Source organism: Phenylobacterium sp. GW821-FHT12F10, assembly GCF_058806695.1.
This window is the reverse complement of the sequence record NZ_JBXAPY010000001.1, coordinates 1,561,592-1,576,573: the sequence shown is the minus strand read 5'-3', so window position 1 is coordinate 1,576,573 and position 14,982 is coordinate 1,561,592. Positions and strand designations below refer to the sequence as shown.

Sequence of the window (14,982 nt, the reverse complement as noted above, 5' to 3'; positions counted from 1 at the left end):
CCTAAAACCCCGTCTGCGCTTCCAGCTTCCCGTCCTTGAGCCCCAGCACCCGGTCCATATGGCGGGCGAGTTCGAGGTTGTGGGTGGCCACCAGGGCCGCGACGCCGGTGGCGCGGGCCAGGGCGTAGAGGTTCTCGAACACGGCGGCCGACGTATGCGGGTCGAGGTTGCCGGTGGGTTCGTCGGCCAACAGCAGGCGGGGCGAGTTGGCCAGGGCGCGGGCGATGGCCACGCGCTGCTGCTCGCCGCCGGAGAGTTGGGCGGGCTGGTGCTTGACCCGTTCGGCCAGGCCCAGTTCGTCCAGCAGGAAGAAGGCGCGCTCGCGGGCGGCCTTGCGGGAGACCCCGGCGATCATTTGCGGCAGGGCCACGTTGTCGAGGGCCGAGAACTCCGGCAGCAGGTGGTGGGCCTGGTAGACGAAGCCGATGGTGTGCAGGCGAACGCGCGTCCGGACCCGGTCGCTGAGGTTGGAGCAGTCGCGGCCCTCGATGAAGATCTGGCCGGCGGTGGGACGCTCCAGCAGGCCCGCGGCGTGCAGCAGGGACGACTTGCCCGAGCCCGAGGGCCCGATCAGGCCCACGACCTCGCCCGGCATGACGTCCAGGTCGGCGCCGTCGAGAACGGTGAGGGTCTTGTCGCCGCTCTGGTAGGTCCGCGTCAGGCCGCGGATGGCCAGGACCTGGTCGGGACTGGAGGGATCACTCATAGCGAAGCGCCTCCACGGGATCGAGGCGCGAGGCGCGCCAGGCCGAGGGCAGGCTGGCGATGAAGGTCATGGCCAGGGCCCCCGCGACGATGCCGGAGACCTCGATCCAGTCGATCTTGGCCGGCACGCGGGTGAGGAAATAGACGTCGGAATTGAACACCTGGGTCCCGGTCGCCCACTCCACCGCCTGCTGGATCTCGCCGATGAAGGTGCAGAAGAGCACGCCGATGAGCAGGCCCGTCGCCGTGCCCAGGATGCCGATGGTGGCGCCGGTCATGAAGAAGATGCGCAGGATGCTCCCCTGCCCCGCCCCCATGGTGCGCAGGATGGCGATGTCGCGGCTCTTGTTCTTCACCAGCATGACCAGGCCGGAGATGATGTTCATGGCCGCGATGAACAGCAGCATCATCAGGATCAGGAACATGACGTTCCGCTCCACCTGAAGGGCGCCCCAGTAGGAGGCGTTCTTCTGGGTCCAGTCGGTGACCACGGCGCCGGGGCCGGCGATGCGGGCTACCTCCGGCTTCATCCCGACGGCGTCGTCGGGGTTGGCCAGCTTCATCTCCACGAAGTCGACGCCCTGGTCACGGCCGAAGAACAGCTGGGCCTGGGCAAGCGGCATGTAGATGAAGGCCTGGTCGTACTGGCTCATCCCCACCTTGAAGGTGCCGGCCACGGTGTAGGACTTGCGCTGCGGCGTGGCGCCGAAGGCCGTGGCCCCGCCGGTGGGGGAGATGAGGGTCAGGGCGTCGCCGGCCTGGACGCCCAGGTTGCGGGCCAGTTCGTCCCCCACCAGAACCAGGTCGCCGCCGTACTCGCCGTCGCCGAAGCCCTCCATGGAGCCGGAGACGATGTTGCCGGAGATGATCTTGGTGGCCTTGAGGTCGGCCGGCGTGATGCCGCGCACGATGGCGCCGCTGATCTGGCCGATGCCGAGCGCCATGGCCTGGGCCTCGATCACCGGGGCGGCCTGGGTGACGCCGGGAATGGCGCGCAGGCGATGGACCAGCGGGTCGCGGTCGGGGCCCTGGAGGACGCCGCCGGCCACATAGACGTGGCCGTTGAAGCCGAGGATGCGGCTGAGCAGCTCCGAGCGGAAGCCGTTCATCACGCTCATGACGATGATCAGCACCGCGACGGCGAGCGTGATGCCGATGAAGGAGATGACCGAGATCAGGGCCACGCCGCCCTGGCTCTTCTTGGCGCGCAGATAGCGGCCGGCCACCGTGCGTTCCCACACCCCGAAGGGCGGGGCGCGTCCCCCCAGGGCCTGCTGGCTCACGCGGTGATCACCTTCAGGGCCTGCTCCAGGGGCAGGGTCTGCTTCTCGCCGGTGGCGCGGCGCTTGATCTCGACGGTGCCATCGGCCACGCCCTTGGGGCCGACCACGAGCTGCCAGGGGATGCCCACCAGGTCGATGGCGGCGAACTTGGCGCCGGGGCGCTGGTCGGAGTCGTCCAGCAGGGGGTCCTTGCCGGCCGCGATCAGGGCTTGATAGGCGTTCTCGGCCACCTCATCGACGGCGGCGTCACCGGGACGAAGATTGATCACCGCCACGCCGAAGGGCGCCACGGCGTCGGGCCAGATGATGCCGGCCTCGTCGTGGCTGGCCTCGATGATGGCCCCGGTCAGGCGCGAGACGCCCACGCCGTAGGAGCCGCCGTGGATGGGGCGGTCCTGGCCGTCGGGCCCGGCCACCACGGCCTTCATGGGCTTGGAGTACTTCTCGCCGAAATAGAAGATGTGGCCGACCTCGATGCCGCGGGCCGACAGCCGCTTGTCCTCGGGGACGGCGGCGAAGGCGGCCTCGTCGTGCATCTCCTCGGTGGCGGCGTAGAGATTGGTGCGCTGCTCCACCAGGGGCTGGAGGTCGCCGTCCCAATCGACGTCGCCGGGGGCGCCCATCTCGATCAGGTCCTTGTGGCAGAAGACCTGGCTCTCGCCGGTCTCGGCCAGGATGATGAACTCGTGGGAGAGGTCCCCGCCGATGGGGCCGGGATCGGCCTTCATGGGCACCACGTTGAGGCCCATCCGCGCATAGGTGTTCAGATAGGCGATGAACATGCGGTTGTAGGAGCGGCGGGCCGCGGCCTCGTCCACGTCGAAGGAATAGGCGTCCTTCATCAGGAACTCGCGGCCGCGCATGACGCCGAACCGGGGGCGGCGCTCGTCGCGGAACTTCCACTGGATGTTGTAGAAGTTCTTGGGCAGGTCCTTGTAGCTCTTCACATAGGCCCGGAAGATCTCGGTGATCACCTCCTCGGCCGTGGGCCCGTAGAGCAGGTCGCGCTTGTGGCGGTCGGTGATGCGCAGCATCTCGTCGCCGTAGTCCTCATAGCGGCCGCTCTCGCGCCACAGGTCGGCCAGTTGCAGGGTGGGCATCAGCACCTCGATGGCGCCGGCGCGGTCCATCTCCTCGCGGACGATCTGCTCGATCTTCTTCAGAACCCGCAGGCCCAGCGGAAGCCAGGCATAGATGCCGGCGGCCTCCTGGCGGATCATGCCGGCGCGCAGCATGAGCTGGTGGCTGACCACCTGGGCGTCGGAGGGGGCTTCCCGAAGCGTCGGCATGAAGTAACGCGAAAGACGCATCGGCGAAGGATTCCCGGACGAGGTTCAGATCAACGGCCCTGATAGCCGTCGCCCATGGACCTTGGCAACGAAGCTGGATGAAAAGAAGGCCGCCCAGGGAGGCGGGCGGCCTTCTCATCGTCGGGGAAAACGCCACGAGCGGCTTTTGGCTGCCCGCGATGTCCAATTAGGTAACCTGGGTTACCGCGGCCGGCGAAGGGGTTACGCCCCCGCCCCGCCGCCGCTCGGGTTTCGCCCAAACTTTGAGCGCGCCGGACGCGCGACGCCGCGCGGTTGGGCAATCAGCCCAGGCCGGAGGGCAGGCTGGGGAGCGGAATCACCTTGAAGTGCAGCAGCAGCCACAGGACGGCGAAGACGATCGCCGAGATCCAGGTGGTGGTGATGAACTTCTGCTTGATCTTGGGATCCACCGGTGCGGCGGGATCGCCGCCGTCGCCCTTGTCGATGCCGGCCTCGGCGTGGCTGGTGACCCCAAGCGGCAGGACGGCGAACAGCACCGTCCACCAGATGGTCAGATAGATGGCGACACCGGTGAACCAGGTCATCAGTGGGCTCCCTTGGGGGTTTCCATGAGTTCGACCAGGACGCCGCCCATGTTCTTGGGATGGATGAAGATCACCGGCACGCCGTGGGCGCCGATGCGGGGTTCTCCGGTCCCCAGGACCGTGGCGCCCTTGGCCCGCATGTCGTCGCGGGCCACCAGGATGTCGGGCACCTCGAAGCAGATGTGGTGCTGGCCACCCGAGGGGTTCTTGGCCAGGAAGCCGTGGATCGGCGAGGCCTCGCCATAGGGCTCGATCAGCTCGATCTGGCTGTTGGGGGTGTCGACGAAGCAGACCCAGACCCCCTGTTCGGGCAGGGCGAACTTCTCGCCGATGGAGGTGGCGCCCAGCAGGTCGCGATAGACCTTGACCGCCTCGTCGATGGAGGGGGTCGCGACCCCCACATGGTTCAGTTTTCCGATCATGGACCGTCCGCCTCAAATGATGGGCGAGGGTATAGACGAGTTCCGCCGGGTTAGGGGAACGCTCTGTGCGACTTCGCGCCGCTACTGCGTGAAGAGCGCCGTCCCGCCGTCGCGCAGGTGGGCCAGGTTGGCGGCGGGACCGAAGATGGCGCCGGCCGCCAGCAGCTCGGCGATGTGGGCGTGGGAATAGCCCATCTCCTCCAGGAGCTCGCCGCTGTGCTGGCCGAGGTCCGGGGTGGGCCGGTGGAAGCCCGCCGCGCCGCGGCCGAAGTCGGCATAGGCGCGCACCCCAAGCATGTCCCCCAGGCGCGGATGGCGCCAGACCTCGAAGACGTCGTTCTCCCACAGCCAGTCGCTCTCGAAGGCCTCATAGCCGCGCAGGACCGGGGCGCAGGGCACCTCCTGGGCCAGGAGCTCGGCCAGCAGGTCGTCGCGCAGGCGGCTGGCGAAGGCCAGCTCCAGGGCGCGGGCCAGGGGGCCGTCGCGGGGGGCGGTGAGCGGGCTCTCGGGCAGCGCGACCCGCAGGGCGCCGGCGAGCGCGTCGGCCTGTTCGGGGGTCTCGCAGACGATGGCGATCCAGCCGTCGGCGCAGTTGTAGTAGCGGTGCAGGGCGCGCACGCCGAGGCAGTCGCGGCCGCCGACGTCGTTGGCCGGCCGGCCCTCATAGGTGGTGACCTCGCCCAGCTGGAAGGTGAGGCTCTGGGCCATCAGGCTGGTGACCACCTCCTGCCCCTCCCCCGTCGTCTGGCGGGCGTTGAGGGCGGCGATGATGGAGAAGGCGACGATGGCGGCGGTGGCCACGTCATTGACCGGGATGGTGTGCAGGACCGGCTCGCCGTCCCCGCCCTGGGCGGCCATCATCCCGCCCTCGGCCTGCAACAGGGGATCGAAGCCCGGCAGGTGGGCGCGGGGGCCCTTGTCGCCATAGGCGTTGATGGAGCACGAGATGATGCGCGGATTGATCGCCTTGAGCGCCGCGTAGTGGATGCCCAGACGCTCGCGGACCCCGAACCGGTAGTTGTCGAGGATGACGTCGGCCTCGCGCACCAGGTCGAAGAACATCTCGCGGGCGGCCGGCTGTTTCAGGTCGACGCCCAGGCCGCGCTTGCCGCGGTTGTAGGCCATGAAGCCGCCGCCGTTGCTGCGGAAGGGGTCGCCCTCGATGGGCTCGATCTTGATGACGTCGGCGCCGAGATTGGCCAGGACGCCGCCGGCATGGGCCCCGGCGATCACCGTCCCCAGGTCCAGCACCTTGATCCCGGCGAGCGGCGCGGGGCCGTCATTGGCGCCGGTGGGCTCCGGCGCGGGGCGCGGGGCCCAGACATGGCCGTTCAGGGGTTTGGCGAGGTGACGCACCGAGCCCGGGGTCACTGACAGGCGCGAGGGGACATTGGGCATGGCCACGGGGCCCAGCTCCGGGTGCTCGAGCACCACCCGGGCCTCTCCGGCCGCGATGGCCTCGCCGGCGAACCAGGGCTCGCGCTCGCCCACCGGGGCGCAGGGGACGCCGTGGCTCTGCAGCAGGGCCAGCCACTCGGCCCGGGGCCGGGTCTTGAACACCGCCTTCAGGGCCTCGCGGGCCAGCAGGGGATCGGCGGCGAAGGTCTCCCAGTGGTCGGCCAGGCCGAGGGCCTGGATGGCGCGGTGGTAGAAGGCCACGAACAGGGTCGCCAGGAGGAACCATTCGCCGTCGCCGCACTCATAGAGCCGGTAGCTGGGAGAGGCCCCCAGGGGCGCGCCACGCGGCAGGGGCGGGTCCGACAGGACGCGGACGGGGCCGGTGACCTCCGAGACCCCGTGCAGGCCGCTGACGATGACGGACTGGCCCTTGCCGCTGCGGTGGCGCTCGTGCAGGGCCGCCCCGATGGCCGCGGCGCCCATCACGCCCTGGCCATAGTGGCAGAGGGGCAGGATCAGGTGGATGGGCTGGTCGGCATAGCTGCCCTGCCGGAAGGCCACGCCGCTCAGGGCCGTCAGCAGGCTGTGGTGGGAGGGCAGCTGACTCCAGGCGCCCGTCGTCCCATAGGGCGGCATCCAGGCGTGGATCAGGGACGGATGGGCTTCGGTCAGCGTGCGGGCGTCGAGGCCCAGGGCCTCCAGCCTGCCCGGCGCGTGGTCGAAGAGGGCGACGTCGGCCAGGGCGATCAGCTCCCGCGCACGCGCCAGGCCCTCCGGCGTGGCGAGGTCCAGGGTCAGGAGCTGCTTGTTGCGGTTCCAGGTGAGGTAGCCGGGATGGCCGGCCATGCGGTCGCCCTGGGGCGGCTCGACCTTGATGACCTCGGCCTCGAAGTCCGCCAGCAGCATGGCCGCCATGGGACCGGGCAGGCCCTGGGTGAAGTCGACGATGCGCACGCCGGCGAATGCGGACATTCAAGCGCCCTCCCTGGTGCGGGGCGCGTCGTGTCGCACGCCCTCGCGGAGCTCGCGGGCCGCGAGCCGGAGGACATCAAACCATAGCCGGGCCTCGAAACAAGCCCGACCGGTCGGTCGGTTAGATGCGCAGGACCGTGGTCTCCACCACGGGGCGGCGGCCCCACACCCTCTGGCTGGCCTTTTTCACCGCCCGCGAGATGGCCTTCTCGATGGCCTCGTCGTCGTCCCGCTCGGGACCCTTGAGGCGGTCGAGGGCGCGTTCGGCCTCGTCGGCGAGGTCGTCCATCATCTCGTCCATCGGATAGTCCTCCTCGGCCGGAAGGCCGAGGGCGCGGACCTGCGGGCCCGAAACGATCTTGCCGCGGGGATCCAGGGCGACGGAGACGGCCAGCATGCCGTTGAAGGCGGCGTGGCGGCGTTCGCGCAGGGCGTCGCCGTTCTCGGGGGTCAGCATGCCGCCGTCGACATAGATGCGGCCGGCGGGGACCTCGTCGATGATCTCGGCGCGGCCGGGCGCCAGGCGGACCATGTCGCCGTTGCGGGGCGAGACGGTCTGCGGGACCTGCAGGTCCTTGGCGAAGGCGGCGTGTTCCAAGAGGTGGCGGCGCTCGCCGTGGGTCGGGACGGCGATCTGCGGCCGGGCCCAGGCGTACATCTGGGCCAGTTCGTCACGGCAGGGGTGGCCGGAGACGTGGATGCCCGGGTGGTCGCGCTCGGTGTAGAGGCGCACGCCGCGGTCGGCGAGGCGGTTCTGCAGGGCGCGGATCGGCACCTCGTTGCCAGGAATGACGCGGGAGGAGAAGACGCAGGCGTCCCCCTGCCCCAGCTTCACGAAGGGATGGGAGCCGTCGGCGATGCGGAACAGGGCCGCGCGGGCCTCCCCCTGGCTGCCGGTGCAGAGATAGAGGATGCGGTCCTCGGCGAAGTCGCGGGCCTCGTTGTCGGGGATGAAGTCCTTGAGATCGGTCATCATGCCCACCGACTTGGCGGCGGCGGCCATGCGGTGCATCGAGCGGCCCACCAGGCAGACCCGGCGGCCGGCGGCTTCCGCCGCGCGGATCACGGAATCCATGCGCGCCACATTGGAGGCGAAGCAGGCCACGGCCACCTTGTGGTGCAGGCCCTTGATCAGGCTGGAGAGCGCGTCGCGAACGTCGGCCTCGGAGCCCGCCGTGCCGTCCACGAAGACGTTGGTGGAGTCGCAGACCATGGCCAGGACACCTTCGTCCCCCAGCTTCTTGATGGCGTCCTCGTCGGTCACCGAGCCCAGGACGGGATCGGGATCGATCTTCCAGTCGCCGGTGTGCAGGATGGTGCCGAGCGGGGTGCGGATCGCCAGGCCGTTGGGCTCGGGGATCGAGTGGGTCAGCGTGATCAGGTCGATCTCGAAGGGACCAAGCGTCACCTTGCCCCCCAGGGGCACCTCGACGATCACCGCCCCGGCGGCGGCCGGGTTCTCGCGCAGCTTCTCGCGCAGCAGGAAGGCGGTGAAGGGGGTGGCGTAGAGCACGCCGCCCAGGCGCGGCCACAGGCGCGCGACGGCGCCGATATGGTCCTCGTGGGCGTGGGTCAGGACGATCCCGAGGATGTCCTTCTTGTGCGCCTCGATGAACTGCGGGTCGGGCAGGATGATCTCCACCCCCGGCGTGGTCTGGTCGCCGAAGGTGATGCCGAGGTCCACCACGATCCACTTGCGCGCATGAGGCGGGCCGTAGCCGTAGAGATTGAAGTTCATTCCGATCTCGTTCGAGCCGCCGAGCGGCAGGAAAACGAGTTCGTCGTCAGGTTTGGGTTTCACGAATTATGCCTTCGCCGGGTTTCGGCGGTGAATTTCCAGCATCCCACGGATGGTGAGATCGGGATCAAAATGGTCGATGGCGCTGGTGGCGCCGTGGAAGAGGGACGCGACGCCGCCCGTGCCGATCACGGTCATCGGACGGCCCCACTCGGCCTTGATGCGGGCGACGAGGCCCTCGATGAGGGCGATATAGCCCCAGAACACCCCGGCCTGCATCGCTTCCACGGTGTCCTTGCCGACGACATGCTCGGGCCGCTGGATCGCGACTCGGGGGAGCTTGGCCGCCGCCGTATGCAACGCCTCCATCGACAGGTTGATCCCTGGCGCGATGGCGCAGCCCTCAAGACCGCCGTCGGCGGCCACCACGTCGAAGGTGGTGGCGGTGCCGGAGTCGATGACGATGAGGTCGCCCGGATAGACGATATGCGCCCCAATTGCGTTCACAAGACGGTCGGCCCCGGCCTCGGCGGGCTTGGTGATGCGCACCGGAATCCCCAGCTCGGCGTTCTCGCCGATCACCAGGGGCTCCACGTGGAAGTAGCGGCGCGACAGGTTGCGCAGGTTGAAGATCGACTGCGGCACCACGCTGGAGATGATGCAGGCGTCCAGGACGCCGAACTGCAGGCCGGCCATGTTGAGGAGCTGAGACAGCCAGACGGCGTACTCGTCGGCGGTACGGCTGGAGTCGGTGGCCGCGCGCCACTGGGCGATCCAGCTTGCGCCGTCATGGACGGCGAACAGCGTGTTGGTGTTGCCCTGTTCGATGGCGAGCAGCATGTCAGGCCCCTCCGAAGAAAACGTCGCCGGCCGTTATGCGCAGAAGCGCGCCGTCGTCCAGCCGCAGGCGCAGCGCGCCATCCAGGTCCAGGCCCTCGGCCACGCCCCGCAGGGTCTGGTTGGGCAGGCGGGCCTCGCAGGGCTGCCCCAAGCCATGGGCGCGCTCGGTCCAGCCCTTGGCGATGGGGGCGAAGCCCTCCCGCTCCCAGGCCAGGCGCCAGCGCTCGAAGGCCTGGGCGAGGACCTCCAGGGCCGCGCGCGGCGATGGCGGCGGACCGTTCATGAACTCGGCGAAGGCCGCGGCGGGCCGCTCCACGTCCTGGGGAGCGTGGGCGAGGTTGACGCCGATCCCCACCGCCAGCCACAGGCGACCGTCGGGCAGCGGCCCGGACTCCACCAGGATGCCGGCGGCCTTGCGGCCGTGGATCAGCAGGTCATTGGGCCATTTCACCGTGGCGACGCCGGCGCCCAGGCAGGTCTGCGCCAGGTCGGCGGCGGCGAGCGCCGCCACGAAGGAGATCTGGGCCGCCTCCCCCGCCGGCTTGTCGGTGGGAAACAGCAGGGTGGCCGCCAGGTTGCCGGACTTGGTCTGCCAGTCGCGCCCACGCCGACCGCGGCCGGCGGTCTGGGTGAGCGCGGTGATCCAGACGGGGCCGACCTCGCCCGCCTCGGCGCGGCGACGCGCCTCGGCGTTGGTGGAATCGATCTCGTCGTAGGACTCGATCGGCGGAAGCGTCACCTAGACCAGGCCGAAGGCGGCCGCGGCGGCCTTGGCCAGCGGGTCGATGAAGACCAGGGCGCCCAGCACCAGCGGGAAGGAGAAGAAGGCCGCGGCGATGGCGATCGTGCGGGCCTCGGCCGGCGGGGCGTCCGTGCCGCCGACGCCGCCGTCGAACCACATGACCTTGATCAGGCGCAGATAGTAGAAGGCCGCCACAACGCTGCCCACCAGACCGATCACGGCGGCGACGCCGAGGCCGGAATTGATGGCCGCCTTGAAGACGTAGAACTTCGCCCAGAAGCCGGAGAAGGGCGGCAGGCCCAGGGCCGACAGGGAGAAGACGGTCATGGCGATGGCGATGCCGGGACGCTCCTTCATCAGGCCGGCCATGTCCTCGATGGTCTCCATCGGCTTGCCGGCCCGCGACAGGGCCGCCAGGCAGGCGAAGAAGCCGGTCACGTCGACCATGTAGAGGACCATGAAGACCAGCATGGACTGCACGCCCTCGGCGCTGCCCGAGGCGAGACCCAGGACCGCGTAGCCGACATTGGCGATGGAGGAATAGGCCCACAGGCGCTTGAGGTTGCTCTGGGCGAGGCCGGCGAAGGCGCCCACCGCGATGGAGACCAGGGCGATGATCACCAGGACCTGGCTCCACTGGGCCGAGGCCCCCTGGAAGCCTTCGCTGAGCGCGCGGGCGAACAGCACCATGGCCGCCAGCTTGGGCGCCCCGGCGAAGAAGGCCACGACCGGGGTGGGCGCGCCCTCATAGACGTCCGGCGTCCACATGTGGAACGGGGCGGCGGAGACCTTGAAGGCCAGGCCGCAGATCAGGAAGACCAGGCCGAACAGGACGCCCGTCCCGGCCCCGGCATGGACCGCCACGGCGATGTCGACGAACTTGGTGGAGCCGGCGAAGCCGTAGATCAGCGAGGCGCCGTAGAGCAGGAGCCCTGAGGAGAGCGCGCCGAGCACGAAGTACTTCAGGCCCGCTTCCGAGGCCTTGGCGTCGTCGCGGTGCATGGCGGCCAGGACGTAGAGGGCGAGCGACTGCAGCTCGACCCCGACATAGAGCGAGATCAGGTCGCCGGCGGCCACCATCATCGACATGCCGAGCGCGGCCAGCAGGATCAGGACCGGGAACTCGAAATTGCGCACGCCACGCCGCTCGAACCACTTCTGGCCCAGCGGGATGGCCACGGCGCTGGCGGCGAAGATCGCCACCTGGCTGAAGGCCGAGGCGGCGTCGGCCACCAGGCCCCCGGAAAAGCCCCTGCCCTGCGCCCCGAAGGCCGCGGCGTAGCCGGCGCCCGCGAGGGCGGCGACGGCGCCGATGGACAGCAGGTTGGTGGCCCGCGGCGCGAAGGCCCCGACCACCAGGAGCAGGAGGGCGGCGCCGGCCAGGATCAGCTCGGGACCGGCAAGGGCGATATCGGCGGAGAAGTTCATGGATAAGAGCCCCTAGGCGCCGATGGCCGCGCGGTAGACCGCGACGAGGTTGTCGACCGACGACTGGGTCAGGTCGAAGACGGCGGCCGGATAGATGCCGAGGTAGAGGGTGGAGGCGATCAGCGGCGCGAAGATCGCCACCTCGCGCCAGTCGAGGTCGCCGATCTCGGCCAGGGCCGGATTGGTCAGCTCTCCGAAGATCACCCGACGATAGAGCGACAGGGCGTAGACCGCCGAGAGGATCACCCCGCTGGCGGCCACCAGGGCCGTCCAGGTGGAGACGCCGTAGGTCCCGGTCATGGTCAGGATTTCGCCCACGAAGCCCGAGGTGCCCGGCAGGCCGACATTGCCCATGGTGAAGAGCATGAAGACCGCCGCGTACCAGGGCATGCGGTTCACCAGGCCGCCGTAGAAGGCGATCTCGCGGGTGTGCATGCGGTCATAGACCACGCCCACGCAGAGGAAGAGCGCCCCGGAGATCACCCCGTGGCTCAGCATCTGGAAGATGGCGCCCTGCACGCCGATGTCGTTGCCCGAGAAGATTCCCATGGTCACGAAGCCCATGTGGGCCACCGAGGAATAGGCGATCAGCTTCTTGATGTCGGTCTGACGGAAGGCCACCAGCGAGGTGTAGACGATGGCGATGACGCTCATCGCGAAGACCAGGGGCGTGAAGTACTCCGACGCCTGGGGGAACATCGGCAGGCTGAAGCGCAGGAAGCCGTAGCCCCCCATCTTCAGCAGGATGCCGGCCAGGATGACCGAGCCCGCCGTGGGCGCCTCGACGTGGGCGTCGGGCAGCCAGGTGTGGACCGGCCACATGGGCATCTTCACCGCGAAGGAGGCGAAGAAGGCCAGCCACAGCCAGGTCTGCAGGTGCGGGTCGAACTTGTAGACCATCAGTTCGGGGATCGAGGAGGTGTGGGCGATCCCGATCATGCCGAGGATGGCCGCCAGCATCAGGACCGAACCCAGCAGGGTGTAGAGGAAGAACTTGTAGGCCGCGTAGACCCTGCGCTTGCCGCCCCAGATGCCGATGATCAGGAACATCGGCACCAGGCCGAACTCGAAGAAGGCGTAGAACAGCACCAGGTCGAGCGCGCAGAACACGCCGATCACCAGGGTCTCCAGGACCAGGAAGGCGATCATGTATTCCAGAACCCGCGTCTCGATCGTCTTCCAGGAGGCCGCGATGCAGAGCGGCATGAGGAAGGCGGTGAGCAGGACGAACAGGATGGAGATCCCGTCCACGCCCATGCGGTAGTGCAGGCCCGCGAACCAGGGGGCGTCCTCCACGAACTGGAAGCCCGGATTGGCCGGGTCGTACTCCGCCACCAGCAGGACCGAGAGGGCCAGGGTCGCCAGGGTGGTGACGAGCGCGATCCACTTGGCGGCGCTGACGGTCTTGGCGTCGTCGGTGCGCGCGAAGAACCGCAGGATGAGGATGGCTGCGACGCCCAGCAGGGGGGCGAAGGTGACGCCGGAGAGAAGGCCGATCATGATCCCGCTCCCGCTCAAGCCTGCCACTGGAAGACGGCGAAGGTCAGGAGACCCAGCACGCCCAACAGCATGACGAAGGCGTAGTGATAGACATAACCGGTCTGCAGCAGACCCGCGCGGCGGCCGATGTCGTAGGACACCGCCGAGACGCCGTCCGGTCCCAGGCCGTCGATGATCTTCTGGTCGCCGCCCTTCCAGAACAGGTCGCCCAGGAACTTGGCCGCCCGCACGAAGGTCGCCTCATAGAGCTCGTCGAAGTACCACTTGTTGTAGAGGAAGCTCCACAGCGGGCCCTTCTTGGCGGCGATCCGCGCGCCCATGCCCTCGTTGGCGATGTAGTAGTACCAGGCGGCCAGGAACCCGATCACCGAGACCACCAGGGGCGCCCACAGCAGCCATTCCGGCGAGTGGTGGGCATGTTCCAGCACGGTGTTCGTGGGGGCGTTGAAGATGGCGCCGCGCCAGAAGGCGTTGCGTTCCTCGCCGACGAAGGACTCCACGAAGACGTAGCCGGCGGCGACCGCGCCGACCGCGAGCGCGATCAGCGGGACCAGCATCACCAGCGGGCTCTCGTGGGGCTTGTGGTCCCCATGGCCGTGGGCGTCGTGGTGATCGTCCGGCAGCGGCTCGCTGTGGGTCTCGATCTGGGCGTGGCTGGCGTGATCGTCGGCGGCGTGGGCGTGGGCGTGATCGTCATGCGCCCACTTCGGCGTGCCGTGGAAGGTCATGAAGGCCAGGCGCCAGGAATAGAAGGCGGTGAGGCCCGCGGCGCTGAGGCTGACCAGGAAGGCGAAGAAGGCCACCGGGTTGTGCTGGCCCGCGGCGAAGGCGGCCTCGATGATGGTGTCCTTGGAATAGAAGCCGGCGAAGCCCAACTCCACGCCCGGGATGCCGAAGCCGGTGATGGCCAGGGTCCCGATGGTCATGACCGCGTAGGTCACCGGCAGGTACTTCCACAGGCCGCCCATCTTCCGCATGTCCTGCTCGTGGTGCATGCCGTGGATCACCGAGCCCGCGCCCAGGAACAGCAGGGCCTTGAAGAAGGCGTGGGTGAAGAGGTGGAACATGGCCGCCTGGTAGGCGCCCACGCCGGCGGCGAAGAACATGTAGCCGAGCTGCGAGCAGGTCGAATAGGCGATGACCCGCTTGATGTCGTTCTGGGCCAGGCCGACCGTGGCGGCGAACAGGGCCGTCACGGCGCCGATCAGGGTGACGATCTGCTTGGCGACCGGGGCGTACTCGAACATCGGCGACAGCAGGCAGACCATGTAGACGCCGGCCGTCACCATGGTGGCGGCGTGGATCAGGGCCGAGACCGGGGTCGGGCCTTCCATGGCGTCCGGCAGCCAGGTGTGCAGGAAGAACTGGGCCGACTTGCCCATGGCGCCGACGAACAGCAGGGCGCAGGCCAGGTCCACGGCGTGGAACCAGTGGCCGGCGAAGAACCAGCCCTTGTCGGCGAACTCGGCGACGCGCGGGAAGATCTCGGCGAACTGCACCGTGCCGAACATCCAGTAGACGGTCATGATGCCGAGGGCGAAACCGAAGTCCCCCACACGGTTGACCACGAAGGCCTTGATGGAGGCGGCGTTGGCGGTGGGCTTGTGGAACCAGAAGCCGATCAGCAGGTAGCTGGCCAGGCCCACCCCTTCCCAGCCGAAGAACAGCTGCATGAAGTCGGCGGCGGTGACCAGGGCCAGCATGGCGAAGGTGAACAGCGACAGATAGGCGAAGAACCGCGGCTTGGACGGGTCCTCGGCCATGTAGCCCCAGGAGTAGAGGTGGACGAGCGAGGAGACGCTGGTCACCACCACGAGCATCACGGCCGACAGGGTGTCGATGCGGATCGACCAGTTGGACTGGAAGTCGCCGATATTGATGAAGGGCAGGATGTGGACCGTGAACCGGGCCGGCCAGTCGCCCCAGATCACCCCGTAGAAGGTGGTCCAGGCGATGGCGCAGGACAGGAACAGGGCGCCGGTGGTGAGCGCCTGGGAAGCGACATTGCCGATGCGGCGGCCCGACAGACCCGCGATGGCCGCGGCGACCAGGGGCGCGAAGACCGCGATGGTGACGAGAAGCTGAGGGGTCATGGCGGG

General features: G+C 68.9%; 12 protein-coding genes. All 12 read right to left on the bottom strand.

Annotated elements, in window-relative coordinates; genetic code table 11:
- Window position 1: 1 nt before the first annotated feature.
- The gene (locus tag AC1RN5_RS07925) at window positions 2-706 is read right to left on the bottom strand and encodes an ABC transporter ATP-binding protein (protein WP_493040669.1); all 705 of its coding nucleotides are present in this window, start codon (window positions 704-706) and stop codon (window positions 2-4) included.
- The gene (locus AC1RN5_RS07920; protein ID WP_493040668.1) at window positions 699-1,988 is read right to left on the bottom strand and encodes a lipoprotein-releasing ABC transporter permease subunit; all 1,290 of its coding nucleotides are present in this window, start codon (window positions 1,986-1,988) and stop codon (window positions 699-701) included. Before AC1RN5_RS07920 ends, AC1RN5_RS07925 begins: the two co-directional genes overlap by 8 nt.
- Window positions 1,985-3,298: a proline--tRNA ligase gene (gene proS, locus AC1RN5_RS07915; protein ID WP_493040667.1), complete on the bottom strand. Its 1,314-nt coding sequence runs from the start codon at window positions 3,296-3,298 to the stop codon at window positions 1,985-1,987. Before proS ends, AC1RN5_RS07920 begins: the two co-directional genes overlap by 4 nt.
- 281 nt (window positions 3,299-3,579) lie before the next feature.
- Window positions 3,580-3,843 carry a DUF1467 family protein gene (locus tag AC1RN5_RS07910; RefSeq protein ID WP_421931513.1) on the bottom strand — a complete coding sequence of 88 codons (264 nt, stop codon included), beginning with the start codon at window positions 3,841-3,843 and terminating at the stop codon, window positions 3,580-3,582.
- Window positions 3,843-4,265, bottom strand: coding sequence for a methylmalonyl-CoA epimerase (gene mce / locus AC1RN5_RS07905; RefSeq protein WP_304696957.1), 423 nt, complete (start codon window positions 4,263-4,265; stop codon window positions 3,843-3,845). The genes AC1RN5_RS07910 and mce overlap by 1 nt, the downstream gene beginning before the upstream one ends.
- Window positions 4,266-4,346: 81 nt before the next feature.
- Window positions 4,347-6,635, bottom strand: coding sequence for a CaiB/BaiF CoA transferase family protein (locus AC1RN5_RS07900; RefSeq protein WP_493040666.1), 2,289 nt, complete (start codon window positions 6,633-6,635; stop codon window positions 4,347-4,349).
- Window positions 6,636-6,756: 121 nt separating this feature from the next.
- Window positions 6,757-8,373: a ribonuclease J gene (locus AC1RN5_RS07895; protein WP_493041479.1), complete on the bottom strand. Its 1,617-nt coding sequence runs from the start codon at window positions 8,371-8,373 to the stop codon at window positions 6,757-6,759.
- Window positions 8,374-8,439: 66 nt separating this feature from the next.
- The gene (locus AC1RN5_RS07890; protein WP_493040665.1) at window positions 8,440-9,213 is read right to left on the bottom strand and encodes a type III pantothenate kinase; all 774 of its coding nucleotides are present in this window, start codon (window positions 9,211-9,213) and stop codon (window positions 8,440-8,442) included.
- A gap of 1 nt (window position 9,214) precedes the next feature.
- Entirely contained in the window at window positions 9,215-9,952 is a 738-nt protein-coding gene (locus AC1RN5_RS07885) for a biotin--[acetyl-CoA-carboxylase] ligase (RefSeq protein WP_493040664.1), read from the bottom strand.
- The gene (nuoN, locus tag AC1RN5_RS07880) at window positions 9,953-11,383 is read right to left on the bottom strand and encodes an NADH-quinone oxidoreductase subunit NuoN (protein WP_493040663.1); all 1,431 of its coding nucleotides are present in this window, start codon (window positions 11,381-11,383) and stop codon (window positions 9,953-9,955) included. It abuts the gene before it with no gap.
- 12 nt (window positions 11,384-11,395) lie between these two features.
- Window positions 11,396-12,883 (bottom strand): NADH-quinone oxidoreductase subunit M, encoded by a 1,488-nt coding sequence (locus tag AC1RN5_RS07875; RefSeq protein ID WP_421931518.1) that lies wholly within the window; start codon window positions 12,881-12,883, stop codon window positions 11,396-11,398.
- Window positions 12,884-12,897: 14 nt separating this feature from the next.
- Window positions 12,898-14,976 (bottom strand): NADH-quinone oxidoreductase subunit L, encoded by a 2,079-nt coding sequence (gene nuoL, locus AC1RN5_RS07870; protein WP_493040662.1) that lies wholly within the window; start codon window positions 14,974-14,976, stop codon window positions 12,898-12,900.
- Window positions 14,977-14,982 lie beyond the last annotated feature (6 nt).

Bases quoted from the DNA above. Each gene is read 5' to 3' on its own strand.
- AC1RN5_RS07890 (WP_493040665.1), bottom strand. From the start codon at position 9,213: ATGCTGCTCGCCATCGAACAGGGCAACACCAACACGCTGTTCGCCGTC.
- nuoN (WP_493040663.1), bottom strand. From the start codon at position 11,383: ATGAACTTCTCCGCCGATATCGCCCTTGCCGGTCCCGAGCTGATCCTG.
- nuoL (WP_493040662.1), bottom strand. From the start codon at position 14,976: ATGACCCCTCAGCTTCTCGTCACCATCGCGGTCTTCGCGCCCCTGGTC.
- AC1RN5_RS07910 (WP_421931513.1), bottom strand. From the start codon at position 3,843: ATGACCTGGTTCACCGGTGTCGCCATCTATCTGACCATCTGGTGGACG.
- proS (WP_493040667.1), bottom strand. From the start codon at position 3,298: ATGCGTCTTTCGCGTTACTTCATGCCGACGCTTCGGGAAGCCCCCTCC.
- AC1RN5_RS07875 (WP_421931518.1), bottom strand. From the start codon at position 12,883: ATGATCGGCCTTCTCTCCGGCGTCACCTTCGCCCCCCTGCTGGGCGTC.
- AC1RN5_RS07925 (WP_493040669.1), bottom strand. From the start codon at position 706: ATGAGTGATCCCTCCAGTCCCGACCAGGTCCTGGCCATCCGCGGCCTG.
- AC1RN5_RS07900 (WP_493040666.1), bottom strand. From the start codon at position 6,635: ATGTCCGCATTCGCCGGCGTGCGCATCGTCGACTTCACCCAGGGCCTG.
- mce (WP_304696957.1), bottom strand. From the start codon at position 4,265: ATGATCGGAAAACTGAACCATGTGGGGGTCGCGACCCCCTCCATCGAC.
- AC1RN5_RS07895 (WP_493041479.1), bottom strand. From the start codon at position 8,373: ATGAACTTCAATCTCTACGGCTACGGCCCGCCTCATGCGCGCAAGTGG.